Origin of the sequence: uncultured Rossellomorea sp. (assembly GCF_947488365.1) — a bacterium.
Lineage (GTDB): Bacteria > Bacillota > Bacilli > Bacillales > Bacillaceae_B > Rossellomorea.
Genome location: NZ_CANKZT010000002.1, coordinates 123,739 through 149,179, shown reverse-complemented (window position 1 = coordinate 149,179; position 25,441 = coordinate 123,739). Strand labels below are relative to the sequence as shown.

The 25,441-nt window shown below is 41.4% G+C and carries 28 protein-coding genes; 9 read left to right on the top strand and 19 right to left on the bottom strand.

What is annotated here, in order from left to right; genetic code table 11:
- The first annotated feature begins 37 nt into the window (after positions 1-37).
- Positions 38-1,243 (top strand): M20 family metallopeptidase, encoded by a 1,206-nt coding sequence (locus Q1B03_RS07700; protein ID WP_299740014.1) that lies wholly within the window; start codon positions 38-40, stop codon positions 1,241-1,243.
- 50 nt (positions 1,244-1,293) lie between these two features.
- Here the strand turns inward: Q1B03_RS07700 and Q1B03_RS07695 are convergent, their stop codons facing one another.
- The 4 genes from Q1B03_RS07695 to Q1B03_RS07680 form a co-directional block, all read right to left on the bottom strand.
- On the bottom strand, positions 1,294-1,701 hold the full coding sequence (locus Q1B03_RS07695) for a DoxX family protein (RefSeq protein ID WP_299740012.1): 408 nt from the start codon (positions 1,699-1,701) through the stop codon (positions 1,294-1,296).
- 139 nt (positions 1,702-1,840) lie between these two features.
- The gene (locus tag Q1B03_RS07690) at positions 1,841-2,545 is read right to left on the bottom strand and encodes an EcsC family protein (protein WP_299740010.1); all 705 of its coding nucleotides are present in this window, start codon (positions 2,543-2,545) and stop codon (positions 1,841-1,843) included.
- 66 nt (positions 2,546-2,611) lie between these two features.
- Complete coding sequence (locus Q1B03_RS07685; RefSeq protein WP_299740008.1) at positions 2,612-3,841, bottom strand: ABC transporter permease; 1,230 nt, start codon at positions 3,839-3,841, stop codon at positions 2,612-2,614.
- Positions 3,831-4,574, bottom strand: a complete 744-nt coding sequence (locus Q1B03_RS07680; RefSeq protein WP_299740006.1) for an ABC transporter ATP-binding protein — start codon at positions 4,572-4,574, stop codon at positions 3,831-3,833. The genes Q1B03_RS07685 and Q1B03_RS07680 overlap by 11 nt, the downstream gene beginning before the upstream one ends.
- A gap of 708 nt (positions 4,575-5,282) precedes the next feature.
- Between Q1B03_RS07680 and Q1B03_RS07675 the strand changes: the two genes are divergently transcribed.
- Complete coding sequence (locus Q1B03_RS07675) at positions 5,283-5,705, top strand: HIT family protein (protein WP_299740005.1); 423 nt, start codon at positions 5,283-5,285, stop codon at positions 5,703-5,705.
- Positions 5,706-5,863: 158 nt separating this feature from the next.
- Positions 5,864-6,400, top strand: a complete 537-nt coding sequence (locus Q1B03_RS07670; protein WP_299740003.1) for a tryptophan transporter — start codon at positions 5,864-5,866, stop codon at positions 6,398-6,400.
- 67 nt (positions 6,401-6,467) lie between these two features.
- Here the strand turns inward: Q1B03_RS07670 and Q1B03_RS07665 are convergent, their stop codons facing one another.
- On the bottom strand, positions 6,468-6,662 hold the full coding sequence (locus Q1B03_RS07665; protein WP_044337786.1) for a hypothetical protein: 195 nt from the start codon (positions 6,660-6,662) through the stop codon (positions 6,468-6,470).
- A gap of 164 nt (positions 6,663-6,826) precedes the next feature.
- Here Q1B03_RS07665 and Q1B03_RS07660 point away from each other — a divergent pair, with 164 nt between their 5' ends.
- Together Q1B03_RS07660 and Q1B03_RS07655 are read left to right on the top strand one after the other, a co-directional pair.
- On the top strand, positions 6,827-7,198 hold the full coding sequence (locus tag Q1B03_RS07660; RefSeq protein ID WP_299739997.1) for a YtxH domain-containing protein: 372 nt from the start codon (positions 6,827-6,829) through the stop codon (positions 7,196-7,198).
- A 382-nt stretch (positions 7,199-7,580) separates the two neighbouring features.
- Positions 7,581-8,156, top strand: a complete 576-nt coding sequence (locus tag Q1B03_RS07655; RefSeq protein WP_044337788.1) for an HTH-type transcriptional regulator Hpr — start codon at positions 7,581-7,583, stop codon at positions 8,154-8,156.
- A gap of 1 nt (position 8,157) precedes the next feature.
- On the opposite strand, the gene Q1B03_RS07650 is transcribed toward Q1B03_RS07655, so the two are convergent.
- A complete protein-coding gene (locus Q1B03_RS07650; protein ID WP_299739993.1) occupies positions 8,158-8,487 on the bottom strand; it encodes a DUF1878 family protein in 330 nt (109 codons plus the stop codon).
- A gap of 193 nt (positions 8,488-8,680) precedes the next feature.
- Here Q1B03_RS07650 and Q1B03_RS07645 point away from each other — a divergent pair, with 193 nt between their 5' ends.
- Together Q1B03_RS07645 and Q1B03_RS07640 are read left to right on the top strand one after the other, a co-directional pair.
- Complete coding sequence (locus Q1B03_RS07645; protein WP_299739991.1) at positions 8,681-9,217, top strand: DUF3267 domain-containing protein; 537 nt, start codon at positions 8,681-8,683, stop codon at positions 9,215-9,217.
- A gap of 230 nt (positions 9,218-9,447) precedes the next feature.
- Entirely contained in the window at positions 9,448-9,627 is a 180-nt protein-coding gene (locus Q1B03_RS07640; protein ID WP_299739989.1) for a hypothetical protein, read from the top strand.
- A 66-nt stretch (positions 9,628-9,693) separates the two neighbouring features.
- Here the strand turns inward: Q1B03_RS07640 and Q1B03_RS07635 are convergent, their stop codons facing one another.
- From Q1B03_RS07635 to Q1B03_RS07625, 3 genes are all read right to left on the bottom strand, one after another.
- The gene (locus Q1B03_RS07635) at positions 9,694-9,780 is read right to left on the bottom strand and encodes a YjcZ family sporulation protein (protein ID WP_082051156.1); all 87 of its coding nucleotides are present in this window, start codon (positions 9,778-9,780) and stop codon (positions 9,694-9,696) included.
- 125 nt (positions 9,781-9,905) lie between these two features.
- A complete protein-coding gene (locus tag Q1B03_RS07630; protein ID WP_060670486.1) occupies positions 9,906-9,989 on the bottom strand; it encodes a YjcZ family sporulation protein in 84 nt (27 codons plus the stop codon).
- Between the two features lie 84 nt (positions 9,990-10,073).
- The gene (locus Q1B03_RS07625; RefSeq protein ID WP_299741273.1) at positions 10,074-10,160 is read right to left on the bottom strand and encodes a YjcZ family sporulation protein; all 87 of its coding nucleotides are present in this window, start codon (positions 10,158-10,160) and stop codon (positions 10,074-10,076) included.
- A gap of 187 nt (positions 10,161-10,347) precedes the next feature.
- Here Q1B03_RS07625 and Q1B03_RS07620 point away from each other — a divergent pair, with 187 nt between their 5' ends.
- The gene (locus tag Q1B03_RS07620; RefSeq protein ID WP_299739987.1) at positions 10,348-11,304 is read left to right on the top strand and encodes a peptidylprolyl isomerase; all 957 of its coding nucleotides are present in this window, start codon (positions 10,348-10,350) and stop codon (positions 11,302-11,304) included.
- 57 nt (positions 11,305-11,361) lie between these two features.
- Here the strand turns inward: Q1B03_RS07620 and Q1B03_RS07615 are convergent, their stop codons facing one another.
- The 7 genes from Q1B03_RS07615 to Q1B03_RS07585 form a co-directional block, all read right to left on the bottom strand.
- Entirely contained in the window at positions 11,362-11,541 is a 180-nt protein-coding gene (locus tag Q1B03_RS07615) for a sporulation YhaL family protein (RefSeq protein ID WP_299739985.1), read from the bottom strand.
- Positions 11,542-11,672: 131 nt separating this feature from the next.
- The gene (gene yhaM, locus Q1B03_RS07610; protein ID WP_299739983.1) at positions 11,673-12,614 is read right to left on the bottom strand and encodes a 3'-5' exoribonuclease YhaM; all 942 of its coding nucleotides are present in this window, start codon (positions 12,612-12,614) and stop codon (positions 11,673-11,675) included.
- A 197-nt stretch (positions 12,615-12,811) separates the two neighbouring features.
- Complete coding sequence (locus Q1B03_RS07605; RefSeq protein WP_299739981.1) at positions 12,812-14,017, bottom strand: MFS transporter; 1,206 nt, start codon at positions 14,015-14,017, stop codon at positions 12,812-12,814.
- 140 nt (positions 14,018-14,157) lie between these two features.
- Entirely contained in the window at positions 14,158-17,133 is a 2,976-nt protein-coding gene (locus tag Q1B03_RS07600) for an AAA family ATPase (protein WP_299739979.1), read from the bottom strand.
- A 17-nt stretch (positions 17,134-17,150) separates the two neighbouring features.
- Positions 17,151-18,359, bottom strand: coding sequence for a DNA repair exonuclease (locus Q1B03_RS07595; protein ID WP_299739977.1), 1,209 nt, complete (start codon positions 18,357-18,359; stop codon positions 17,151-17,153).
- A gap of 147 nt (positions 18,360-18,506) precedes the next feature.
- A complete protein-coding gene (locus tag Q1B03_RS07590) occupies positions 18,507-19,757 on the bottom strand; it encodes an ABC transporter permease (protein WP_299739975.1) in 1,251 nt (416 codons plus the stop codon).
- Complete coding sequence (locus Q1B03_RS07585) at positions 19,750-20,649, bottom strand: ABC transporter ATP-binding protein (RefSeq protein WP_299739973.1); 900 nt, start codon at positions 20,647-20,649, stop codon at positions 19,750-19,752. The genes Q1B03_RS07590 and Q1B03_RS07585 overlap by 8 nt, the downstream gene beginning before the upstream one ends.
- A gap of 184 nt (positions 20,650-20,833) precedes the next feature.
- On the opposite strand from Q1B03_RS07585, the gene Q1B03_RS07580 reads away from it, so the two are divergent.
- The gene (locus Q1B03_RS07580; RefSeq protein ID WP_113971251.1) at positions 20,834-21,019 is read left to right on the top strand and encodes a YhzD family protein; all 186 of its coding nucleotides are present in this window, start codon (positions 20,834-20,836) and stop codon (positions 21,017-21,019) included.
- Positions 21,020-21,140: 121 nt separating this feature from the next.
- Here the strand turns inward: Q1B03_RS07580 and Q1B03_RS07575 are convergent, their stop codons facing one another.
- The 3 genes from Q1B03_RS07575 to Q1B03_RS07565 form a co-directional block, all read right to left on the bottom strand.
- The gene (locus Q1B03_RS07575; protein WP_299739967.1) at positions 21,141-21,935 is read right to left on the bottom strand and encodes an enoyl-CoA hydratase; all 795 of its coding nucleotides are present in this window, start codon (positions 21,933-21,935) and stop codon (positions 21,141-21,143) included.
- Positions 21,936-22,051: 116 nt separating this feature from the next.
- Positions 22,052-23,665: a long-chain fatty acid--CoA ligase gene (locus tag Q1B03_RS07570; RefSeq protein WP_299739965.1), complete on the bottom strand. Its 1,614-nt coding sequence runs from the start codon at positions 23,663-23,665 to the stop codon at positions 22,052-22,054.
- A gap of 255 nt (positions 23,666-23,920) precedes the next feature.
- A complete protein-coding gene (locus Q1B03_RS07565) occupies positions 23,921-25,417 on the bottom strand; it encodes a coproporphyrinogen III oxidase (RefSeq protein WP_299739963.1) in 1,497 nt (498 codons plus the stop codon).
- Positions 25,418-25,441: the final 24 nt, after the last annotated feature.

Below are 25,441 nucleotides of genomic sequence, written 5' to 3'. Positions count from 1 at the left end.
ATTCGTAATATTCATCAAATACTAGGAGGTTGTGCACTTGCTGAATGAATTATATCAGAAATTAGAAGAACGTTGGATAGAAATGGTTGAGATCAGAAGATATCTTCATCAACATCCTGAATTATCCTTCCAAGAAAAAAATACAGCTGCATACATAGCTGATTACTACAAAAGCATCGGCGTACCGGTTAAGGAACAAGTCGGCGGCAATGGGGTAGTCGCAAGAATCGAAGGGGCTCTCCCAGGTAAAACGGTGGCCCTCCGTGCAGATTTTGACGCCCTTCCCATCCAGGATGAAAAGGATGTGGAATATCGCTCCACCGTTCCAGGAGTCATGCATGCATGTGGTCATGACGGCCATACAGCAACCCTGTTAGTATTGGGTAAAACCCTCCATGAAATGCGTAGTAAGCTTTCAGGTACTGTGGTTCTCATTCATCAGCATGCGGAAGAATATGCTCCGGGCGGAGCGAAACCCATGATTGAAGCGGGCTGCCTCGATGGAGTGGATGTAATTTTCGGAACTCATTTATGGTCCAGTGAACCGCTTGGAAAGGTTTTATATCGAACAGGTCCAATAATGGCTGCTGCTGATAGATTTGAAATTGTAATCAAGGGGTCCGGCGGTCACGGGGCACAACCTCATAAAACAAAGGATTCCATCGTGATAGGAGCTCAAGTCGTTTCAGAGCTTCAACAAATTGTCAGCAGAAGAGTGAATCCGATTGAATCTGCCGTTGTGACAATCGGTTCGTTTATGGCAGAAAACGCATTTAATGTGATTGCCGATTCCGCTAAACTCATTGGAACAGTCCGTACATTCAATCCTGAGGTCAGAGACTTTATTGAAGAAGAAATCGAACAGATCTTGAAAGGTGCATGTCTTTCAGCCCGTTGTGAGTATGAATATGTGTATGAACGCGGATATCCTGCTGTCGTTAATCACGCTGAAGAAACGGATCTATTGATTCAAAGTGTGGATACAGTCGATGAAGTTCATGTAGTGGAAGAAATTGAAATGCAAATGGGCGGGGAGGATTTCTCTCATTACTTAGAACATGTAAAGGGTACCTTCTTTTTTACGGGAGCCAAGCCGGAAAATGTTGAAGTTGCCTTCCCCCACCATCATCCAAAGTTTGATATTAACGAAAAAGCTCTTCTTATAGCCGCTAAATCACTGGCGTCTGCTGTCATTCAATATCAACAAAGACATTCTGTCACAGAATCGACGCTGACAAATTAACACATAAAAAAGGATCAGGTGCCATATGATAAGGGCCTGATCCTTTACTCTTAGTAAAAGCGATGATTTTTCTCGATCTTACTTACCACCAATACCCACCAGATCAGGAGCGGTTGAAACAATAACCTCACCCATAGCAGCACTACATTCGCTTCTTCATTCCCTGGAGCTGGAATTCCTTTAATGGCCGCATAGATGTTGGCAGGAAAGATGAGAACTAAATAAATCGCTGTGATGATTCCGGCTTTTTCCCGTGTCTTTGGAATGAGCAGCAGCACAGCTAATATAAATTCAATCATTCCCGTAATATAAACGATTTCTTCTCTTAGGGGGATGATTTCAGGGATCATTCGGGCAAATCCTTGAGCTTCAATAAAGTGAAACACCCCGGCTAAAAAGAAGAAAAATGAGAATAGAATAAGTCCTAACAGCTTCAATCCCTTTTTACGTTTGTTCATCTAAACACCTCTCTAAATCAATGTAACCGTACTTCCTAACTATACCTGAATATTCAAAGGAAATAAAAAAAGCGTTCATTTCCCGTAAAGCCCAGCTCACAAAAAAAGATCGACCATCACGATCGACCTTCCCTCACTACTATTCTAATTCATTAAAGTACCGAATCCGATAAGCAAATTTTGCCACTTCCCCCAGTTGATCAAGAAGCTGATAGTTTGCATAGGCCCCAACGACAGCTCCTACTCCCGGAATGAGTTGAAACAATTTCACGAAATCAATGTAATCCCGATACTCCTGTTGAAAGGTTCGCCAGTCCAATTCCATTAGCTTTTCTTTTTCCTCATCCCAGTTTTCGATGATGTACAGGACATGTTTTTTATGAGAATCACTGGAGAATGCCAGTTGAAACACATACAAAAGAAACAGTCGTTCTTCATATTGTTTTACATCATACCCATGAATGGCAGAGCATTCGCTTAGGAATTTCATTTTGATTGATAAAAGCAACGGAAAATCTGCCAAACCGAGAAAGATTCCACCTGCACCAGTTCCTGCTCCTTCAATCGTCGCAGCTTTTCGGTAAAATTCCATTCGTTCCATCATTAGCCTTTCTCTTCCCTCTAATGAAGGCCTCAATGATATCTGATGAAGAGGTACCCACTCACTGCCCTTTAACGTAACTTCTACCATTCTCTTAATGCTTTCCGTTACCAATTTGTGCGCTTTCTCAGGTATCAATTGATTCACTTTTGTTTGAGCTTGTTTAGAAACCCGTTGAAAGATAGACGATTTTCTACTGAACTTACGTTTCCAGGAATCGAGCTCTTCTTTTTCATGGTTCACACTGAACCACCGTCCTTTTTTATCGGCTTACTCATTCTATACGTTTCTTCCTACTGGATTGTTTCACTAAAATAATGTTTCTTCCATCTTTTTCAATCGCTGAACTAAGTAAAATTGGCTAAACAATATGGAGAATGACAGCCCAACGAGTAGGGTAATCACTCCTTCCACCCAAGCCCCCTTAATGAATAAAGGAAGGCAAAATACAACCGCTTGGATCATCATCGCCTGATTCATGATTTTTTGGAAGGATGATTTCTTCAATTCCCTTGAGACGGGATAAATGAGCACCCAGATTTTATAATCAAACCGTTTAAACATTGGTATGAGCTGAAAAGCGGTTAAATACAGAAACACCAAAGCAGTCAGAATGCTGAAAATAAAGGACGAATTTGAATAAATCAGCAAAACGCCGATCAAGGTCAAACGAAGATAAAGACCTGAATATTCACTTGTTCTCACCAATGAGCGAAGATACAAATAGCGATAGGTTGATGCTTGGGTGAATGATGTTTTCACAATTCCATCAAGCCATTTTCTCCTGTGCACCTTTCCTTTCAGCTTAGGGACATCAGTGAACATATTGGCGATCCGGTAAAAGATCAGCATCCGCTGCTCCTCCAAGTTGATTAACAAATCCCATTTAAGATTTTTTCCTTTTGTTGATTGATAAAAGTAGAGCGCATATCCGAGCATAATGAAGACAACGACCGTGATCATCCAAATGTCAGCTCCTGATAATACTAAGAACACGAGAGTACCGCTTAATAAAAAACGCAAAAAGCTGTCCTGCAGGTGAGCTTCCCTTTCCTGAAAGCGCAGCATAAACCAGCGTACATATAGGTTCCATACCTTTAAGGCTAATACAAAGCCAAGTAACGGAAAGAAGCTTCCAAAGCTGCTGTCTGATACCGCTACATACATCGGCATGAGTGCAGCCAGTACGAGCAGTTGAATATACGATTGAAACATGAAACTAATCCAGATGCATTTGGTGAAATAGCTTGATAAGCGCCCCTCTAATGGCAGAAGAAACACGGCATCCGCTTCCCTCAAAAACGTATAAACGGGACTCCATGCCAATAAGAGACCCAGAATCACCGCCATGATGAGTGGTGCAGGAAAAGCCGGATCCAGGGTTTTCACCCACTGATTATACGTATACGCTGCTCCTCCCAATGCAAAAATCAGGACGAATAATAAATGATCGTTAAACATGTATTTCAAGTACTTTTGAAGCTCTTGATTATACTCTACGATTCGTTTCTTCCAAATACTTTCAACATTATTCATCATGAGATTCTTCCTTTGTCAGCTGGATATAAATATCATCTAAGGTCGCATCCGGCATGAAGAATTCGGTACGAAGTTCCTGAAGCGTACCTTTTGCGCGAATTTTCCCTTCATGAAGAATGATGAATGAGTCACAATATCTCTCTGCCGTTGCTAAAATATGCGTCGACATCAGTATTCCGGCACCGTTTTGCTTCATCTCCTGCATCCAGTCAAGCAGTGACTGAATTCCGAGTGGATCTAATCCAACAAACGGCTCGTCAATGATATAGAGACTGGGCTGAATTAGAAAAGCGCACATGATCATCACCTTTTGTTTCATCCCTTTTGAAAAGTGTGCAGGAAACCAGCTCATCTTCTTCTCCATACGAAAGGCCTTCAACAGTTTATCAATTCTTCCTTTATACTCAGACTCCGATAAGCCGTAGGCCATGGCCGTCAGTTTTAAATGCTCTTCAAGGGTAAGCTCATCATAAAGAATCGGTGTTTCCGGTATGTATGAAAACTGCTTTCGATACTGATCGGCATCACTCTTCAAGGTATGACCATTAATGGACACTTCTCCTTGCTTTGCTTCCATGAGACCGATTATATGCTTGATAGTCGTACTTTTCCCTGCCCCGTTCAGGCCGATTAATCCGACAATTTCATTTGAATGTATGGAAAATGATATATCCTTTAAGACCGGTTTTCGGGTATATCCGCCAACCAGGTGTTTGATTTCTAATAATGACACGAGCAGCAACGTCCTTTCTCTTCTAATGGTTTTCTCTATTTTATCAAAATTTCATGGTAAAGGCATTGTTAATCCAATTTCTCATTCCACATTTTAACATTCATAATAATACACGATTTGCACATCATAATATTTGAAGGGGCCAGCAATAAGAAAAAGGGGATGGTTGTTAAAGACCAGCTAACCGATTTCACTATTGTTTGCGACTGTAAGGATTGTCGTCTTCTATAGTGAATGACACACACACCATATTCATTTGTTCAAAAAATTGATAAATGAGGTGTTTGTTAAAGCACATTTTGACTGAATCAACTTACTTTATTAGCTGATTAAGCTTAGGAGATAAGGGGATGGTCACATTGCACAAAGTCATTCATGTTTTTAATGGTTTACACATATCATCCTTATAGCAAATGAGGTGTTTGTCCAAGACGGCTAACAGTTTCTATTGTCTGAATTGCTTAAATAGCGAAAAGATAAGGGGATGGTCGCATTGAACAATTTTCATTCTAACTTAAGAATGTATCACTACAGAAGCTACTAGCGAATGAGGTGTTTATCAAGGAGAATGAAGCCTGACATATAAACCTTTATAGTATTACCCCTTCAAGAAGAGAGGCAGGAAAATCGTTCCTGTCTCTTCTTCATTTATTTTCTCTTTCATGATAAAATACATAAAAATGCCATTATTGAAAGGTGGAGTAAACAATGAGTGACTGTATTTTTTGCAAGATTATCGACGGTGAAATCCCTGCAATGAAAGTGTACGAGGATGAGCATGTCCTTGCTTTTCTTGATATTAGCCAAGTGACAAAAGGCCATACATTACTTATTCCTAAAGTACATAAAGAAAATATCTATGAACTGACTCCTGATATAGCAAGCCACCTCTTCTCCGTTGCTCCTAAGATTGCTGACAGTATCAAGGCCGAGTTTACCCCCGTCGGAATGAACCTGTTAAGCAATGCAGGTGAAGAAGCAGGACAATCGGTCTTCCATTTCCACATGCATTTCATTCCCCGCTACGGCCATGGAGATGGCTTCGGAGCCGTCTGGAAGACACATAATGATGACTACACTCAAGAAGATCTGAAAGGAATTGCTGAATCCATTGCACAGCATCTGTCATAAAGCAGAGTGCCTGATCCCCTTAGATCAGGCTTTTTTTCAGAATAATTAATCTTTGACAACAACTCTCGGTATGTTATAATGTACCTATCTTTTCGCTAATGGCAACAGTGCACATTAGGAGAAGCAAATAGTATAGTTTAGTTGAGGAGAGATGAGAAATGAATACAAAAACACTTGTATCCCTGTCATTATTAGTAGGGATCGGAGCCGTCCTGCACACAGTGATCCCGGGAATATTCTTAGGGATGAAGCCTGATATGATGCTGACAATGATGTTTCTAGGCATTATATTATTTCCAGCTAAGAAAAACGTATTACTATTAGGTTTATTAACAGGGGTCATTTCAGGATTAACAACACAGTTCCCTGGTGGATTCTTACCTAACCTGATCGATAAACCGATCACGGCATTCGTTTTTTACGGACTTTTCCTGGCTACTAAAAAAATCACTCGTTCACTTGTAGGAGCTTCTATATTAACAGCTATTGGTACACTCGTATCAGGAAGTGTTTTCTTACTTTCTGCTTATGTGATTGTCGGTCTGCCTGGAGCATTCTTTGCTTTATTTGCAGCAGTCGTACTTCCGGCTACACTTGTTAACGCTGGAGCAATGTTTGTGGTGTATCCAATCATTAACGGGATTTTAAAACGTTCAACCATTCGAGAAGCTGTTACAACAGAACAGCTATCCTAAATTAAATTATAGTAAAGCCCTCCATTTAATGTGCTACCATCATTAAATGGAGGGCTTTTTCTATTCCTTACTTGACTGCAACCCACAAGAGTACCCCAATTAAAAAGGTGATCACCCCACCGGACCCCAAGATGGCAGCACGCTTTTTCAATATATTCTTAGGAGGATACATTCCCGGCCTTTGAATGGTAATGAAGTTATACACCATACTTAGAAATAATACGCCACAGAGAGCAAAGAACCCAAAGATTATCCCGTCCATTACTTAGAACCTCCTCCTTTACTCCACCTCTTACCTTTATTTTTATGCTGAAGATAAGCAGGTTATGAATTCACTTGTTTTAATCTGTTCTAAAAGGGAAAAGGAGAATACATGTTGATTGTAGAAATAGAGTATTATAGAAATAGAAGAACGAGGTGATCATAGTGAACAAAAAATCTCTTGCTTACGGACTTTTAATTGGTGGAGTGGTTGGAGGAGTAGCATCCCTTCTCACGTCTCCTTCATCAGGGAAAGAAATCCGGGCACAAATTAAAGACAAGAAGGATGATTGGACAGGAGTAATCGAGGAGATGAAGCTCCATATTGGTGAACTGAAAGAATCCATCGGCACCCTGTCTCAAGAAGGAAAAGAAACGGTCCTGCAGCTTTCAAAGGATCTTCAAGCTTCATTCAAGCAATGGCAGGCTTCAACAGAACCAAATAATCGACGACTTCAAGAAGAGATTCAATCCATTCAAAGAACCATTGAAGACTTGGAAAGATCGATTAACTCAGCAAATACGACGAATCAATAACTAGAACCCCGTATCCCTCCATTTACTTATGATGATGGAAGGCTGCGGGGCTTTTCTTTTAATTGGATTAGGGGGATTAAAACGTTTCTGCAGAAAAATAAAAAAATTTATATATTCTCCTTTCTTTTCTTTCAATATAATGATTACACGTACAAATCCCGTCATCACAGTATTCATTCACCCATCAACCACTGTTTTTCAAAGGATGTAGCAGCCAAAAATTATATACTTCTAAAAATTTTGTCAATTTAACCTTTATTAATTATTACTTTATTGGCATAATAAAATATAAGCGCTTTCTTTTTTATGATAGTTGTTTTGGTGAGTTATTTTCGTACTACTTAAATTCAAAAAAGATTTTCTAGCAAAGTGGGTGAATGAGATGAAGGAAAGAGAATTTACTTTGAAAGAGGCTATGCTCTTCAGTCAAAGAATGGCCCAGCTCAGTAAAGCTCTGTGGAAGGCCATAGAAAAGGACTGGCAGCAATGGATAAAGCCATACGACTTAAATATTAACGAACATCATATTCTCTGGATTGCGTATCATTTAAAGGGTGCTTCCATTTCAGATGTAGCCAAGTTTGGTGTCATGCATGTTTCGACTGCATTTAACTTCTCCAAGAAATTAGAAGAACGGGAATTACTGCAGTTTTCTAAACGGGAGAACGATAAACGGAACACCTATATTCAATTGACGGATAAAGGGGAAAAGATCCTTCTTGAACTAATGAAGAACTATAAGCCTGAGAGTCACTCAATCTTCCAAGGAGTTTCTCCATTAAGAGAATTATATGGAAAGTTCCCTGAAATGATCGAGATGATGACCGTCGTACGAAATATATATGGAAATGATTTTATGGAGATATTTGAAAAATCGTTTCATAATATTGAAAATGATTTTTCTGATGATAACGGAAAACTGGGAGAACTATTTCAAGATGAAGAAGAACTGGCTTGATCTACAAGCTCTTCTTTAACAGTTTCATCAAAGCTGGATATAGGTCTTGAGCTAAACAGCCATCCACCACTTCCTGAACCTTCAGCTTTGAATGAAGCTCTTCTTCAAACTCTTTGAAAAGCGGAGTATTGTACACGAATCCTTCCGCTTTTTGCTTTTCAAGTTTCATGCTCAATCTATCACAAGTAAGAAAGAACTCCTTCACTTCTCTCTCCGACAAACCATTACGAATGATTAATCGATGAAATGGAAAGCCATTTTCGGGAATCATATCCGCCATCAATCGTTGATAATACTCAAGTTTCTCTAAACGTTTCATTAATTCATTCATATTCATCACCCTTCAATCATTGCACAAATTCTCATACTCTCATTGTACAAAACTATAACATACCTGTCCCAAAAACTCCGCTTAAAAAATAAGAAAAAATCATAGCAAAATGTATTGATTTTTTCCGGCAATCGTAATAAAGTATGTAAAGCACTTATCTAAGATTTACTCGTCTAATGGAGGCGATTTTTTTATGCATTGCTGGAAAACAATTAATCTGGAAAGACAATTCGGATTTTACCGAGTCTTTTTACTTTCATCCATTATCATGATGATGGTATTCTCATTAATATACGTACCAATTAACTTACTATTTCCAAGCGCGTTCTATGATAACCATTTCCTTGGATTCTTAATAGGACTGTTGAGTATATATCCATTGCATAAGTTTTTTCACATTGTACCCATTCTGCCCTTTGTGAAAAAAATAAAGTGTAGATGCAATCGAAAATTATATCTATTACCGATTGTTTCATTGCGGGTGGATCAGCCTATTTCAAAATTCCGTTATATGCTTGCACTGGTGGCACCATTCTTCATACTGAACGGCATTTTGCTATACGGATGCATCTATTTCCCACACTACTCTCATTACTTTTCAATGCTGCTTGCATTCCATTCAGGAATCTGCGCCATTGACTTCATCTATGCGAGACAACTAATGGATTCACCAAAGAATGCATTGATTGAAGAGAATGATGATGGATACGAAATATTGATTTATCAGTAAGGATGATGGATGACCATTGAAACATACACTCGATGGAGGAAATCATCCTTCTATTTTTATTAGGAGATTCTTCGTTTTACGTGCTCAAAAATACCTACTTGCACTTGGGCGTAATGGAACAAATCATGCGAAAAAGTCTTTTTCGCACGATTTCAGCAATACTCTCGCTACCATTTAGAGAAATAATTTGGTAATGTATAGCTTATAGGAGATAACGGGGAGGGGTTTGGATGATCTCCATGTTTTTAGTGTTTGCAGTTTTCATCTTATTTTATATAAATAAAATGACAAATGCATTATGTTTACAAAAAGAAATACCTGAAGAACGCCAACCTAAGGTGTTTAGAACCATCAATATTCTAATCACCATCTTACTGGTTTCTTCTTATATAGAAATACTATATACATAGAACATGAAAATGGATAAAACAAAGCCGATCCGGATTTTACGGATCGGCTTTGCTTAACTATTCAAATTAGCAAACGTATGCTGCACCAATGATGATTAACAAAATGAATAGAACAACGATTAACGCAAATCCTCCGCCGTAAGCACCTGACATCTGCGCTTCCTCCTTTCATGTATGAAAAAGCCGCCTAAATAGGAATAAAGCAAAAGGGGCCGCCTATCGTAAGGTATTGCCCCCTCTACAGTCTTTATCCGAAAACTTTAAACCCTGAGGCTAAATTATAGCCATGCTGCACCTACAATAATTAACAGGATGAACAGTACTACGATTAACGCGAAACCTCCGCCGTATGCGTGACCCATAACTTTCCACCTCCTTTGAAGCGCTACTTTATCTTATTCAAGTTAGCTGCCATTTGTTTTAGGCTAATGTCATAAATTTATTTTTTAGCAAATAAATGCGGCACCAACGATGATTAATAAGATGAACAGCACTACGATTAACGCGAATCCGGAATTGTGTCCACAGCTCATATTTATTACCTCCTTTTCTCTCTTCGCTCTTATCATATGAAAGTACCTAGGAAATGGGTGTGTAAAATGCCCATTTTTCTGAAGATTAGTTTGGAAAATATTTTTTTTCATGGAAAAAGTATGTTATAGTATATTTTGTGGAAATTTGACAAGCCATCAAACGAATATATTGTAGGAGTTGGTCACCATGAAAAAATGGATCATTACAGTATCATTGGCTGCGGGAGTCGTTGGACTTGCAGGATGCAGCGGAGACGGTGCTGAAGGTAACAGTGACGTTGTTGCAACAACAAAAGCTGGAGACGTAACAAAAGATGAACTTTACAAATCAATGAAGCAAAAATTCACTCCACAAATGGAACAAGCCCTTCAGGAACTGGTTTACACTAAAGTACTTGAAGAAAAGTATGACGTGTCAAAAGAGGAAGTTGATGAAAAGCTGAATGAAGCCAAAGATCAATTGGGACCTCAATTTGAAATGTTTTTACAACAATATAATCTTGATGAAAAATCGTTTAAAGAATACTTAAAGCTTCAATTACTTCAAGAAAAAGCGGCGATTTCTGACGTGAAAGTAACAGATGAAGAAGTAAAGGAATACTACGAGACATGGAAGCCTGACATTCAAGTCCGTCACATTCTTGTGGATGATGAAAAAACCGCCAAAGAAGTAAAACAAAAATTGGCTGATGGTGGAAAGTTTGAAGAACTTGCAAAAGAATACTCCAAAGATCCTGGATCTGCTGAAAATGGCGGAAGCTTAGGCTGGGTAGACAATGCAGGTCGCAAAAACTTCGTACCTGAATTCTCTAAAGCTCTGGACACTTTAGAAAAAGGAAAAGTGAGTGAGCCGATCAAGACAGAATATGGCTACCACATCATTGAAGTGACAGATAAAAAAGAAAAGAAATCCTTTGACGAGATGAAAAAGGAAATCGAAAAAGAATTGAAGCTTTCAAAAGTGGATCCTCAAAAAATCCAGGAAGCCATGAAAGCTGAAATCGAAAAAGCTGACTTAAACATTAAAGATGAAGATCTCAAAAAAGCATTTGATCAAGTGCTCAATCCTCCTGCTGCACCTGAAGGCGGAGAGGCTCCTGCTGCACCTGAAGGAGAAGAAGCTCCGGCACCTGCGGAGGAATAGACCAAAAAGGACTGACGGATTAAATCCGTCAGTCCTTTTCATTTATGTGTGTGATAATCAAGACAATAATTGACGTCTTCGCTGCTTCTCCTCTTCCATACGATGAATGTAGACTTCTCCTTCTTTCTCAATCCACTCGTCTTCCATGTTCTTTTCTTCCTTAGCTGATTTAATCGTCATAAAGGCACTCCCGAAAATCCCTGCTACAACCAAGTACATCCAGATAGGTAGTGTCATTTGCTTCATCTCCTTATAGGTTTGTCCTCTTTTATTTACACTATATGTGGTGAAGAGATGAAACATAACCAGATTTAAACTTTTATTCTGCTGTAAAAGGCCCCGATCCATCCACCGGGGCCAATTATTACCTATTTATGAAAAGTTGGTTTATAGAATGAACGATTATCAAGGGCAAATACCCTTTCTGTATATTCCCCTGGTTTCACCCGTTCCAATGCGCGGTCCAACATATTCATCTTTGCATCCACATTATCGATGTAATGAAGGATTTCTGCTTCACGAATGAGTGGCGGCTTAGGACTTCCCCACTCCGCTTTCCCATGATGACTCAGTACCAGATGTTGAAGGATCATCACTTCTTCTCCTTCAATTCCAAGCTCGTCTGCAGCTTTTCCGATCTCATTCACCATGATCGAAATATGGCCAATCAGATTTCCTTCGATCGTATATGTTGTCGAGGTTGGACCTGAAAGCTCAATGACTTTCCCTAAGTCATGTAGGATCACTCCCGCATAGAGCAGATCCGAATCAAGGGAAGGATACAATCCTGCAATCGCCTTTGAAAGATCCAGCATCGAGACAACGTGATACGCAAGTCCTGATACAAATTCGTGATGGTTCTTAGTAGCCGCAGGATATTCCAGGAAAGGCTTTTGGTATTTTTTAATCAAGTGTCTTGTGATGCGTTGAATATTCGGGTTTCTCATTTCAAATATATACTGAGTGATCTTACTCGTCATTTCATCTATGCTCACCGGCGCAGTTTCCAGGAAGTCGGAAATGGCATAACCATCTGCCGGGGAAGCGGGGCGAATCTGCTTGATCTTGAGCTGATTCTTTCCACGGTAACTATGTATGTCTCCAACAACCTTTACGATCGTTTCAGGCTGATATGCCTTCTCATCCTGCTCAGAAGCATCCCAAAGCTTAGCTTCCATATCTCCACTCTTATCTTGCAGAATCAGCGTTAAGAACGGCTTTCCTGTATTTGTCGTACCTTTGGTCATTTGTTTAATTAAAAGGGGTAAATCGATTGTTTCTCCGACATTAAAATGGGTAATCCCAGACATCTCTTCTCCTCCGTCCAACTATATTAGTAGTTTAAGTATATCATATTTCAGGAGAAAACACGGATGGAAAGGGCTGGGGAGAATTTTGGTGTTGTGCCAGAATCCGTCTTTGTTGTGCCCAATTCTGGACACCCTTCGAAGGTCCGTCCCTCTCCTTTTACAACAAAAAACCGCCCCTCACCGGAGACGGTTCCAACCTAGTTCACTAATGCTCTCTTCTCTTTCTTGCTAATCCAAACCTTCGTCGCTACCAGCCCTACGAGCATAATGAATGCGCCAAAGTAGTATGGAATATGTATGTTCCATTCAAACAGCGTCCCTGCAAGTAATGGTCCAGCAACGTTCCCGAGACTGAGAAACGAGTTGTTCAGCCCCATGACAGTCCCTTGACGTTCACCCGCTAATTTTGAAATAAGGGAGTTTAACGACGGACGGAGCATGGAATTTCCGACGAAGAAAACGGCGGTTGTGATCAAAATCCCTGCAAAGCTGGTGGCAAATGTCATGATGACGAATCCCAGTGCACTGAGGAGCAAAGAGCCGGTTACGACTTTTTCTTCACCGAATCTCTTCGTTGCCCTTCCCACTCCCACTCCTTGAACGAGGGTTCCGATAATCCCGATAATCAGAATGATGATTCCCACTTGCTGCGGACCATATCCATAACGCTCAAGTGCATAGTAGCTGAAAATGGATTGGAAATTCGCCAATCCGAAGCTCATGATGAACACGAGAATCAATAGAAATCCGACAGGACTCATAACTGCATTCTTCATGGTCACAAAGCGGTTTTCACGTTTCTCGTCCGGATCGAACGTTCTTTTTTCCTTAGGATAAGATTCCGGTAATATGATGACCGAGACGATAGCTGCAATAGTGGCTGCGATCCCTGCAAATATAAATGGATAGGAGAGATTGATTTCTGCAAGCCATCCTCCGATTCCAGGCCCTATGACGATACCTAGACCCATGGCTGCACCCAGTATCCCCATCCCTTGACCTCGATTATCCTCATCTGTTACATCTGATACATAAGCCATTGCAGTTGGCATTAATGCTGAACCGAAAACACCTGCCAGTATTCTCGACAGGAATAGCATCCATAACCCTACAGCGAAGGCAAAAATGAATTCAGCTATGGCAAAGCCTATCAGGCCAATGGTGATTAATGGTTTCCTCCCGATTCGATCGGATAACCGTCCCCAAATAGGAGCAAATAAAAACTGCATAAATGCAAATACAGCCACCAACGCTCCGAGCGTTTGAGCATTGGCGTTGAATTTTTCTACGTAGAAAGGAAGAATGGGGATGACCAGCCCGATTCCGACCATGACGATAAATAAGTTAAAGCTGAGTAGTGCCAGTGGCCCCCGATTTCGTTTCCACCCTTTTGTTTTTGTCATACTATGTGTTCCTTCTTTCTAGCACTCAATTCTTTCCCATGCGACTCCTTTTCATTATCAGCCGTCATGAATGATTAAACAACTCCTTGTAGTATTGTAACGAATCCAGGAGATTTTTGCTAATTCTAATGGACAAAAAATCAGGAAGTGCGTATCGCTTCCTTTTCCATCCGCTTTAACACAATCATTTCCTCACCGGAGAACGTATTTTTAATATGAGGATGACAGGTAAAGAACAGAATTTGATGCTTCTTTGCCATTTTCCTCAGCAGCTTTAAAAATGCGTTCGTTCTCTCTCGATCAAAGTTGACTACCCCATCATCGATCAGTACCGGCAATGGGTACTTGTCGCGGAAAGATTGTATAAGGGCAAAGCGAATAGCGATGTAAAGCTGCTCTTTCGTTCCTTGACTGAGCTCAACTGCGTGAAAGACTGCACCGTCCTTCCTCTCAACCCTGATCATCTCATCTTCTTGCAAGAAAATGCGAAGATAGTGATCTTCTGTAAGCTCTCTGAAATTTTCTTCTGCAAGTTTCATCACTTTAGGCATCTTGGTTTTCTGGTAGAGATCCATTGTTTTGCTTAAGGACACTTGTGCTAACGTATACTTTGACCATTCGTAAGCAAGCTCCTGAAGCTCCGCTTTCTTGCCTTGAAACTCCTGTAGGATGCTGGAGTAACTCTTTCCTTCTTCTAACACCTTTATTTCATACGAAATGGAAGCGAGCTCTTTTTGATGAGCGGACAGCTCTGCCGAAAGCTTATCAATTCTTTGTGACACGCGTGTTAATTCTTTCCTGATTTCTTCCTGGGAATCGAACCGGAGAAATGTATCGAAAGTTCGTTTCGTCATTCGTGTTTTTATTCCACTATATTGAGCAGATAGCTCGTTTCTTTCTTCGACGTGAAGTGCTTTTTCGCGAAATTCAGCTTCGTTCAGGCAGCCAGCAGACTCAATAAGAGTTTGGCTTTCATCACGGATCTTTCTCAATTCAATGGAAAGTTTCTCTATCTCAAGAGAAAGAGGCTCGAGTTCCGATTGGATACTATTGATTATAAGCTTTCTCTTTTCAATATCCTGGGTGATCCCCTTCAGTTTTATCAGAGCCTCCTCGACTGTCGTAAACGTGAGAGAATGTCGATGGAACCATTCCTGGCAGTCTTCCTTATACTCATTCATTTTGTTGAAGACATAGGCTTGTTCTTCTTTTAAATGGATATAAGCTTCATAGTTAGAGACCGCTTCTTTCATTTTGGCAAACGCATCACGCAGCCACTTCCAGTGAAAGTCAGGAGGTAAACAAAGCTCTGATATCAAGTGGGATACTCTTTCCTCTCCTAGAACAATTTCTTTTTCTATTCCCTTCTGTTTCTCATGGAGCTTCTGAAGTTTTGCTTGCTGCTCTTCTAATGAAAGAATACGCTGCTTCCACTCGCTCCTCAGTTCCATTTGCTGCTTTAAGCTTTGCTCAGCTCTTTCGGGAGAGTTGAATTCCAACTTCCCTTCAGGCTGGAGCTCTTTTGCTCTTGCTTTTGCTTTTTGAAGGCTCCTTGATTCTTCCTGCAGATTCCCCCTGGCCTGCATGCCCATTGCTCCGACCACCATTAGGAGCAGCAGGCTGATCCCTGTAACCAGCCAATTCCCGGTCACAATTGCCCACGCACCGAACCCGGATAAAAGGAGGAGTGCTGCACCGATTAATAGGAGCTGTTGAGAAAGGGATGCCTTATTTCTGCTGAATCGTTCTTCTGCCTCTTTCACTTGCATGTTCATCCAGTGTGCCTGACCACGTGAAACTTGCCGGGAAGATTGGCTTTTCACCGTCCTTTGTAATTCCTGATACTCATCTTCTTCCATCAGTCGCTCTTCTAAGTCATCACATTTGCTTTCAATGCGGTGAAGTTCTTCTTTTTCCTCTTCGTAATGCTTATGCAAGCTATCACGTTCATGAAGGAGCTTTGATTGCTGATCTAGCGCATTTTGAATACGGTCGGACATCATTAAGCTTGTATCCAGTGACTGGATTTCCTCCATTTCAACTGTTAATCCTAATTCCCGGATCGTATCATTGATTTTACTACGCACCGTTTTCAGTTCTCTGCTCCGTTCGCTGCTTTCTTCTTTCCATTTCAGATAAAAGGATTGTTGAGACATTATCTTTTCCATAAATGGAAGGTCTTCATTTATGGAAGTATCAATTTCTTCGGATTCTAATTTGTTTTGGAGTTTTTCTTGTTTCGCCATCAAGGATTCAAGGTACGCTGATACCTGTCTTTCTTCGGTTTTAAGCTCGTTTAAGAGTTCTAATCCTTTTGCAGGAAACTCGATTGCTTCCAGCTGTGCAAGCCGCTCTTTCACTCTTTTGAAGCCAGATAGTGAGTCCCAGTTTTCATTAACCGAAACCAGGTTCTGTTTTTTTTCAGTCAGATCCGCCTTCTCTGCCTCCATGGATGAAACACGGGTTTCCAACGATTGTTGCTTTGCTATAAGCGGACGGTATTGTTCATTTTTTTCTTTTCCTTCCCTTACTTGTTTTTCAAGGGATTTTAGTTGTGTCAACACCGTATTGATCATCGGTTTTCTACCTGATTTCTTAAACAGCTGCTCCCTTTCTTTTTGCCAGTTTTGTTCCAGCTGTAAAAGCAGGTCCGTCCCTGTAGAGCCTGCAGAGAAGAGGTAACGGTTCAAGTCTTCTTTTTTGAGGCGCTGGATGTTTTGGAGTCCTTCCAGGTTGAACGAGAATATGTTTTGGTAGGTTGCTCTGTCCATATGCCCCAGCAATTGTTGAAGGGTTTCTTCTCCTTCCATTCTTCCGTCTTCGAATTGGACGGTTACATCACCTGTCGCCTTGCCCTTGATGCGCTCGATACTTACGGTACCATGACCATCCATTTGGCAAAGAATTTTCCCGCCATACTCTGTCGATGATTTCGGTTCATACCTCAGGAGTGATTGCTGCTTAGTCGGAAAACCGAATAAAATGCTATGAATGAAAGACATGATCGTTGATTTACCAGCTTCATTTTCCCCATAAAATAATTGAAGGTCCTTTAGGGAAAAACGCTTATTTTCTATTTTTCCGTATCCGTAAATATGAAGTTCGAGTAGTTTCACCTCATTCACCTCCACGTTCAGCCTTTATTTTGTAACAAGTGCTCTGTTTCTTCTATTAAAGATTTCTTCTCTTCTTCCTTTAAGGGATCCAGGAAGCGGTAAATTGTAGGGTGCTCATACAGCTCTGCCAAGGCATCCTCCCACTCTTCTTCATTCATCTCCTCCAGGGTCGCCATAACCTCCTGTTTAAACGGATCCTGTTCAATGCCCCGACTCGCTTTTGCTTGATTCCACCGTATTGAATGAATCCACTTCACCCCCTCTTGACCCTCATAATCTGACTGCAATGCTTCCAGCAGATCACCATTTTCTATTTTTCCCACCACGTCTTGAGGAAGTGACTCATCATGGTTCAGGACGACCTCTATTAGCATATCCCCGTCGTTCAGGGGTTCAAGGGCTTGCTGGATACGCTGAAACATTTCTCCAAAGCGGTGGACACCTTGGAGGGATACTGTGCATGTCTTCCACATCATGTCGTGAGTCGGAATAAAACTTAACTCTGTATGGTGTTGATCAAGCTCCACTACATAACATCCCTTCATCCCGGTTTCTTTCCTGTGCCTTCCCTGGATGTTTCCTGGGTAGACGATAAAAGGATCTTCATGTAGAATCTGTCGCTCATGAATATGCCCGAGGGCCCAGTAATGGTAATTCTTCTCCAATAATTCACTGATAGTAAAAGGAGCGTATGTTTCATGAGAAGAGTGAACACTTCCTTCGCTGCCATGAAGGATACCGATTGTATAGCGGTCCTCGGATCGTTTAGGAAAGCCTTCTATCCTTCGTTCTCTAATATGTCTGGTATCATAGCTAAATCCCACAATATCGACGGTTTCTCCACTTTGAGTGGTAACTTGCTTCACTTCGGTATCCTTGTTAAAAATATGTATATTCTCCGGCATATCGAGCTCTAATCGATAGCTTCCAAGATGATCATGATTGCCATGCACGACGTATACAGGAATGTTGTGTGCGTGCAATTGATTAAATTGCTTCAATAATTTCGCTTGCGCCCGAATACTTCGATCTTCTTCGTCAAACAGATCCCCGCTGATGATCATAAAGTCAATTTGTCTATGAATCGCTTCCCTGACCACTCTTTCAAATGAAGCGAAAGTACTATTATGAATACGTTCAAACACTTCTTTCGGTAAATGTTTAAGGCCAATAAACGGACTATCCAGATGTAAATCTGCTACATGAAAAAAACGGATTTTATCCATGAAGTTTCCTCCTCGCACTACGAATATATGTTCTAATATTCTTTCATTATATCCTAAAACCGGGGATAATTTCAGTATGTATTCACAATTTGTACGATTCACAGAGAAAGGCTGCCCCGAGCGACGGAGACAGCCTTTCGTTCCAGATTATTTTTTCGATGTTAAATCGATTGCTTTCTTAATATCTTTATAGGAATTGGACTTTCCATAAAGAAGCACTCCACCACGATACACACGTGCCCCAAATACCCCGAGAATAATGATCGTCGCAAGAAGGACCACAATCCCGATGATCGGTTCATACACCGGAAGATTCAGCATCCCTACGCGCAGGAACATCACCATCGGTGTGAAAAACGGGATATAAGATGTAATCGTGACAAAGCCCGCTTCCGGATTTCCAAGACCGAACATGGAGATGAAGAATCCGATCATGATCAGGAAGGTCATCGGCATAATCATCTGCTGCACATCTTCAATTCTACTGACAAGGGATCCCAGTAATGCTGCAAGGGTCGCATACAGGAAATATCCTAATAAGAAGAAGATGATCGCGTAGATAACGACACTCAAGGACAGAGACTCAAATCCGAATCCTTCAAAGAAGCCCCCGACTAGTTCATCTTTCTTGCGAATCATAGTAAAATAGCCTACTGCCAGGATAACGGCTAATTGAGTCAAGCCGGCGAGACCGATTCCAATGATCTTTGCAAACATTTGTTTTACCGGAGACACACTGGATATCAGAATTTCCATGACTCTCGAGCTTTTTTCTGTCGCGACCTCCATGGCCGTCATGTTAGCGTAAGCAATGACAGAGAAATAAATAAAGAACAATAGAACATACACAATGCCTCTCGCCTGACTCAGTTCTTCTTCAGACTTGGCTCCTTCGACAAGGGCTTCCTTTTCAAAAGCAACGGGACCGCTTAACAGGGCCAGTTCATCGCCTGAAAGCTCCAGTTGACTGGCAGCCAGTGAGGATTTTACATTTTGCAGGGCGATTTGCAATTCCCCTGTCACGTTAGACTCTGATAATGAATTGGATTTATAAAGAGCTTGTGGAAGTCCTTCCGGGCTTTCACTTAATACCAGTAATCCCTTTATCTCTTCAGATTCTATTTTCTTCTCGATTTCTCCGGTAGGTTGGGAGGTTGATTCCAGCTTTATATCACTATCCATGACCTCCAGCTGTTGCAGTAGCGGATCGAACATCTTACCTGTTTCGTCCTGAACTGCTACCCTACTTGTATCATCATTACTGAAGTTCGATATGACACTTTCAAAATTGGCCAGTAATACAATGGCAGCGGCTATGATGACCGTGGATATGATAAATGACTTTGCCTTTAGCTTCGACAGATAGGAGTGACCCAGGATCAAGAAGAAATTATTCATAAGAAGTCCCCACCTTTTCTATAAAAATATCGTTCAGGGAAGGTTCCTCTAATTCGAATTTTCGAAGGAATCCTTTTTGTACGACATCATGAAATACTCTTTCAGCCGCAGCCTCAGATTCAACTTGAAGAAGAACTCCCTCCGTTGTTTCCACAAGCTTTGTCACACCCTGCAAGTCCTTCAAGTAGAGAAGGTCAAAGTCTGCATGAATCACGACATTTTTCTTCCCAAAGGAACGCTTGATCTCCTTCAAGCCTCCATGGACCACAGGACGTCCTTTATGCATGATGCATAAGCTTTCACAAAGCTCCTCTACGTGTTCCATGCGATGACTGGAAAACACAATTGTCGTTCCATTTTTCTTTATTTCCCGGACGGCATCCTTCAACAGCTCGACATTTACAGGGTCCAGACCGCTGAAAGGCTCGTCTAAGATCAATAATTTGGGTTTATGAATGACCGATGCGATAAATTGAATTTTTTGCTGATTCCCTTTTGAAAGCTCTTCTACTTTCTTATTCATATATTGGGGAACATTGAATCGCTCCAACCAATACTCCAATTCCTTCAGTATCGCCTTTTTCTCCATTCCGCGAAGACGGGCCAGATAGACGATCTGATCGCTTACCTTCATTTTCGGATATAACCCTCTTTCTTCCGGAAGATATCCGATCTCTGGACTTGTGGTATAATCAATCCCTTTCCCATTCCACGTAATCTGCCCTTCAGTTGCATCTAACAAACCTAACACCATTCGAAATGTCGTCGTCTTCCCGGCTCCATTCGCCCCGAGGAATCCGAACATTTCACTCGGTGGAATTTCAAGTGACAGCTCATCCACTGCTGTGAAATTTCCAAACCTCTTGGTTACCTGTTGAATACGCAAACTCATATCAGCATTCCCTCCTGTACCCATAAACGAGCATCCTTTTTCTCTCTAGTACTCTACGATTTTATCCACAAAAGGTTTCATTTCCCAACTCTTTTTCATTATCAAATTATTTAGACTTTCCAAAAAAAAGATAATATGAAAAAATAAAAGAGTAAATGAATTCTATACAAAGGGGTAAATTACTATGAAAGTCTACAAACTGACAGTCTTTGAAAAAGACGGCAAAAAGATTCTCGATGAATCATTTGAAGCTTCATCCGATAGTGATGCAAAGAAAATGGGAGAATCCATGTTAGAGGAAAAAGGCTATTCCGATCATACTCACCGCTGCACTTCTCCTCTGGGGAAACTATTGTTGTTTCATGTGTAAGATGAACATCCTGCATTGCGGGTCACCCCGAGTGGCCTGCGGTGCATTTTTTTTGTTAGAGAGGGATGATTCATTGAACGAAAAAAGAACCAACCCCCATCAGGTCAGTCCTTATTAACCATTATTCCCCCTTGAATTCAGGTCTTCTTTTTTCCACGAATGCACGAATGCCTTCTTGGTGATCGGAGGTTTGACGCATGAGCCATTGACCCTCTTTTTCGAGATCAAGTGCACGCTGAAGCCTGTCTTTGTTTAAATTGACATACACTTCTTTCGTTTTCAGCATCGCTTTCGTCGGTGCACTTAACACTTGTTTCGTGTAGCGCTCGATGCCTTCCTCTAATTTACCCGAAGGTATCGCTTCATCGACCAGGCCTTTCATAAGGGCTTCTTGTCCCTCGAAAACTTTTCCGTTCCAGATCATTCGTTTTGCTTTATGCGTTCCCAGGCGCTCTTGTAAGAGAAAGTGACTTCCTCCATCTGGTATCAGGGCGATGCCGATAAAGTTCATGGCGAGTTTGCTGTCTTCCTCACATAAGATATAGTCAGAAGCAAGAGCGAGGCTGAACCCAAGGCCAGCAGCCGCTCCATGAATGCCTGTCAGAACTATTTTCGGCATAGAGTACAACGTCATGACCAATTCATTGATGGTGTCCATAATACTTGAGAACTGCTCTTCACCGCTTAATGAAAGCATGGATTTAATATCTCCCCCAGAGGAAAACCCCTTCCCTTCCCCTGTCAGGACCAATAAAGAAATCGCTGGATCATTTTTCACTTCCTTTAAAGCAGCCAGTAGCTCACTCATGAGCCCGGCGTCCAATGCGTTCAGGGATTGAGGCCGGTTCAACTGAAGCCTCGCCACCTTACCTTCTTTATGTAATTTCACTGTTTCGTATTGATTTGACACTGTCAAAAAAATCCCTCCCCTTTCTCCTAGCATAGCGTATTTTCCTATTTTTAGAAATGATTATTTAGAATAGTACAATAACTCAAAGGGGAGATCGACCCTGTGCCAACCTCCCACTTGATTTACAATTGCTTCATTTTATCCTGTACTTGGTCTCGAAGGGCCCTTTTTAGAAATTTCCCTACTGACGTTTTGGGAATTTCATCAAGGAACAGGATTTCATCAGGCAGCCACCATTTGGCAAACTGAGGTTTCAGGAAGTCCATGATTTCTTCTTGGGTCACGTTTCCTTTTCCAGATTCTTTTAAGACCACACAAGCAATCGGCCGTTCCTGCCATTCTTCATGGGGAACAGCTACTACCGCTGCTTCAAATATATGTTCGTGGGCCATGAGTGCATTTTCAAGATCCACTGAAGAAATCCATTCTCCACCTGATTTAATCAGATCCTTTGTGCGGTCCACGATTTTAATATAGCCCTCTTCATCAATGGTGACCACATCACCCGTATACAGCCAGCCATCACGGAACGCTTCCTGAGTTCTTTCATCTTCATAGTATTCAGAAGCAATCCAAGGACCTCTCAGGGCAAGCTCTCCCATTTCAATACCATTCCAAGCCACCTCCCCGTCTTTCCCGACAATCTTCATGTCTAATCCAGGTACGAGGATCCCTTGCTTTGCTTTCAAATCAAGCTTTTCTTCAGCAGAAAGATCATCATGATAGCTTTTTGATGCAGCAATCACGGCAAGTGGACTTGTTTCTGTCATTCCATATGCATGCATGAACGGAATCCCGAATTTCTCTTCAAAGGATCGAATCATCCCTTTAGGAGCCGCTGAACCCCCACATAAAACGGATCTAAGACTCGAGAGGTCATATTCATTCTTTTCCAATTCATTTAATAAGCCAAGCCAAATTGTCGGTACACCTGCAGAAATGGTCACTTTTTCGTCCTGCATTAACTGAGCCAGCAATCCGGGAGTGAAATATGGTCCAGGTAGAACCTGCTTCGTTCCAAACCAAACCGATGCGAACGGAAGTCCCCATGCGTTCACATGAAACATAGGTACGACAGGAAGGGCAACATCGCGCTCACAAACTCCAGTCGTATCAGCAAGCCCTAAAGCCATGGCATGTAATACGATTCCACGATGAGAATAGATGACTCCTTTGGGGTTGCCGGTGGTGGCGGAAGTGTAACACATTCCTGCCGGTGCATTTTCATCAATGTCTGTGCGGAATTTGAAAGAAGGATCTCCTTCTTCCAGTAATCTTTCATAATGATAAACTGGTTCTAAAGACGTCTCGGGCAAGTCTCCATCGGTCATCACAATGAAGGCTTTAACCGTTGGAATCTGATCTTGGATCTTTTCAATGAGTGGAACAATGTCTGAATCAATGAGCAATACTTGATCCTTGGCATGATTGATAATATAAACGATGTGCTGTGGAGATAAGCGAATATTGATCGTATGTAGCACGGCACCACTACAAGGAATTGCAAAGTACGCTTCAAGATGCCGGTGATGATTCCAAGCCAGTGTACCGACCTTATCCCCTTCTTCCACCCCAAGTTCAGAAAGGGAGCTTGCAAGTCTGCGTGTCCTTTCCCCCCACTGTTTATAAGTGAAGCGGTTAATTCCGGACTCCGTACGTGAAACAATTTCTTTCTTAGGAAAATACTTTTCAGCTCGTTCAATCATTTGTGTCAGAAGCAGAGGTGTTTGCATCATATTCGATCTCTCCCCTCAATATGGTAAGCGTTTACAAAAAGTTCTAATTTCTATGTCTATCTTAACTAATTCTACCTTTTTACGATTAATCCTTTATGTAATGTTGAAAAATTCCGTTAATTGATGGTATACCTGTTGTAACAACCAAATATGCTATGAGACGACTTCTGTCAAGTCCATTTCATGTGGTCAACGGTGCAAATGATCACATAAAAACACGCTGTACAGGAACCTTCTCCCGAACAGCGTGTTTTCTTATGAAAATAAATCATCAAGAATCTTGATTTTCTTTTCCGTATATTCTTTAAATCCAAGGTTATAGGCGTTAGGCTCTTTTGGATTGGCAAAGTGAGTGATCTTTCCGGTCTTCGGATCGATGAATTTACTTGCCGCCCCACATCCTATTCCAATTATCGTCTGGACTTCTTCCATGATCATGATGTTATAGATACTATCCTGTGAGGGCAGAGCATAACCGACATTTTCCAGGTTACCGAGGATGTTCTTCTGACGGTATAAATAGTACGGCTCGTAACCATGCTCCTTTGTCCACTCTTCAGCGAGGTTCATCATCTTCTCGATTTCCAATCGGTCTGCCACCTTGTACTTGTCTTTGTTCTTCGTCATTTCAGACGCCCTCTTAAAGGACAAGGTGTGAACCGTCAACGATTCCGGCATGAGCTTCTCAGTTTCATCCAAAGAATGCTGAAGCTCTGGAAGTTCTTCACCAGGAAGACCGATGATCAAATCCATATTGATGTTATTCATTCCCATGTCCCGGGATAAATGAAATTTATCAATTGTCTCTTCCACTGTATGATGACGGCCGATCGCTTTTAATGTTTCCTGAGTGTACGATTGAGGGTTGATGGAAATGCGATCGATATTCCATTTATTGAGTACCTCGAGTTTATCAGTGGAGATTGTATCGGGTCTCCCTGCTTCCACCGTCACTTCCCTTACCTTGTCCACATCAGGGAAGGAGCGATACATTTCTTCGTATAAGTCATCCATTTCTTCGGCGGTGATGGACGTCGGTGTACCGCCACCGTAATAAATGGTCGTAATCTTGACATTATTTTCTTTCAACCACCGTCCCATTTCCTGGATTTCATAGTGAAGTCCGGCCAGGAAGGAATCGACCCGTCCTTGTTTACCGAGAATTGCGTATGCTGGAAAAGTACAATAGGCACATTTGGTCGGACAAAATGGGATCCCGATATAAATGCTCACTTCATGCTGCAGGTCATAGAGGTCTGGTACAACAGATAACTGACGGTCTACTATATTTTGCATCAGCTGAATTTTTTCATCGGTAATGAGGTATTCTTCCTTCAATTTCGCATGAATTTCTTCCTTGGGCATTCCCAACTGCGTCTGCTTATGCAAGAGCTTGGTTGGACGGATTCCCGTTAAAATACCCCACTTTTGCCTGATTCCCGTCAAGTCTTGAAGAACATTTAAATACACATGAGATACGGCTGTTTTCAACTGTTTGAATCGTTCTTTCTCATTTTCATACGATGCCCAATCATGTTCATACTTCGCAGTGTATGACTGTTCAGAAGACGGTTTTGTTAATATGGCTTCCGCTCTAATCTCTTCTTCTATCGAAAGTTCTATATGGACTTGAAGATCAGCGCTATCACAAGCACCAAAGTAAATCACGGACTCTTCAAAAAATAAATTCGCAATCAATCTCAGAGGGCGCTCATAACGCTCATCCTCGATCCCTTTTATCAAAACATTCACGTTCTAATCACCTTTTCCCAAATC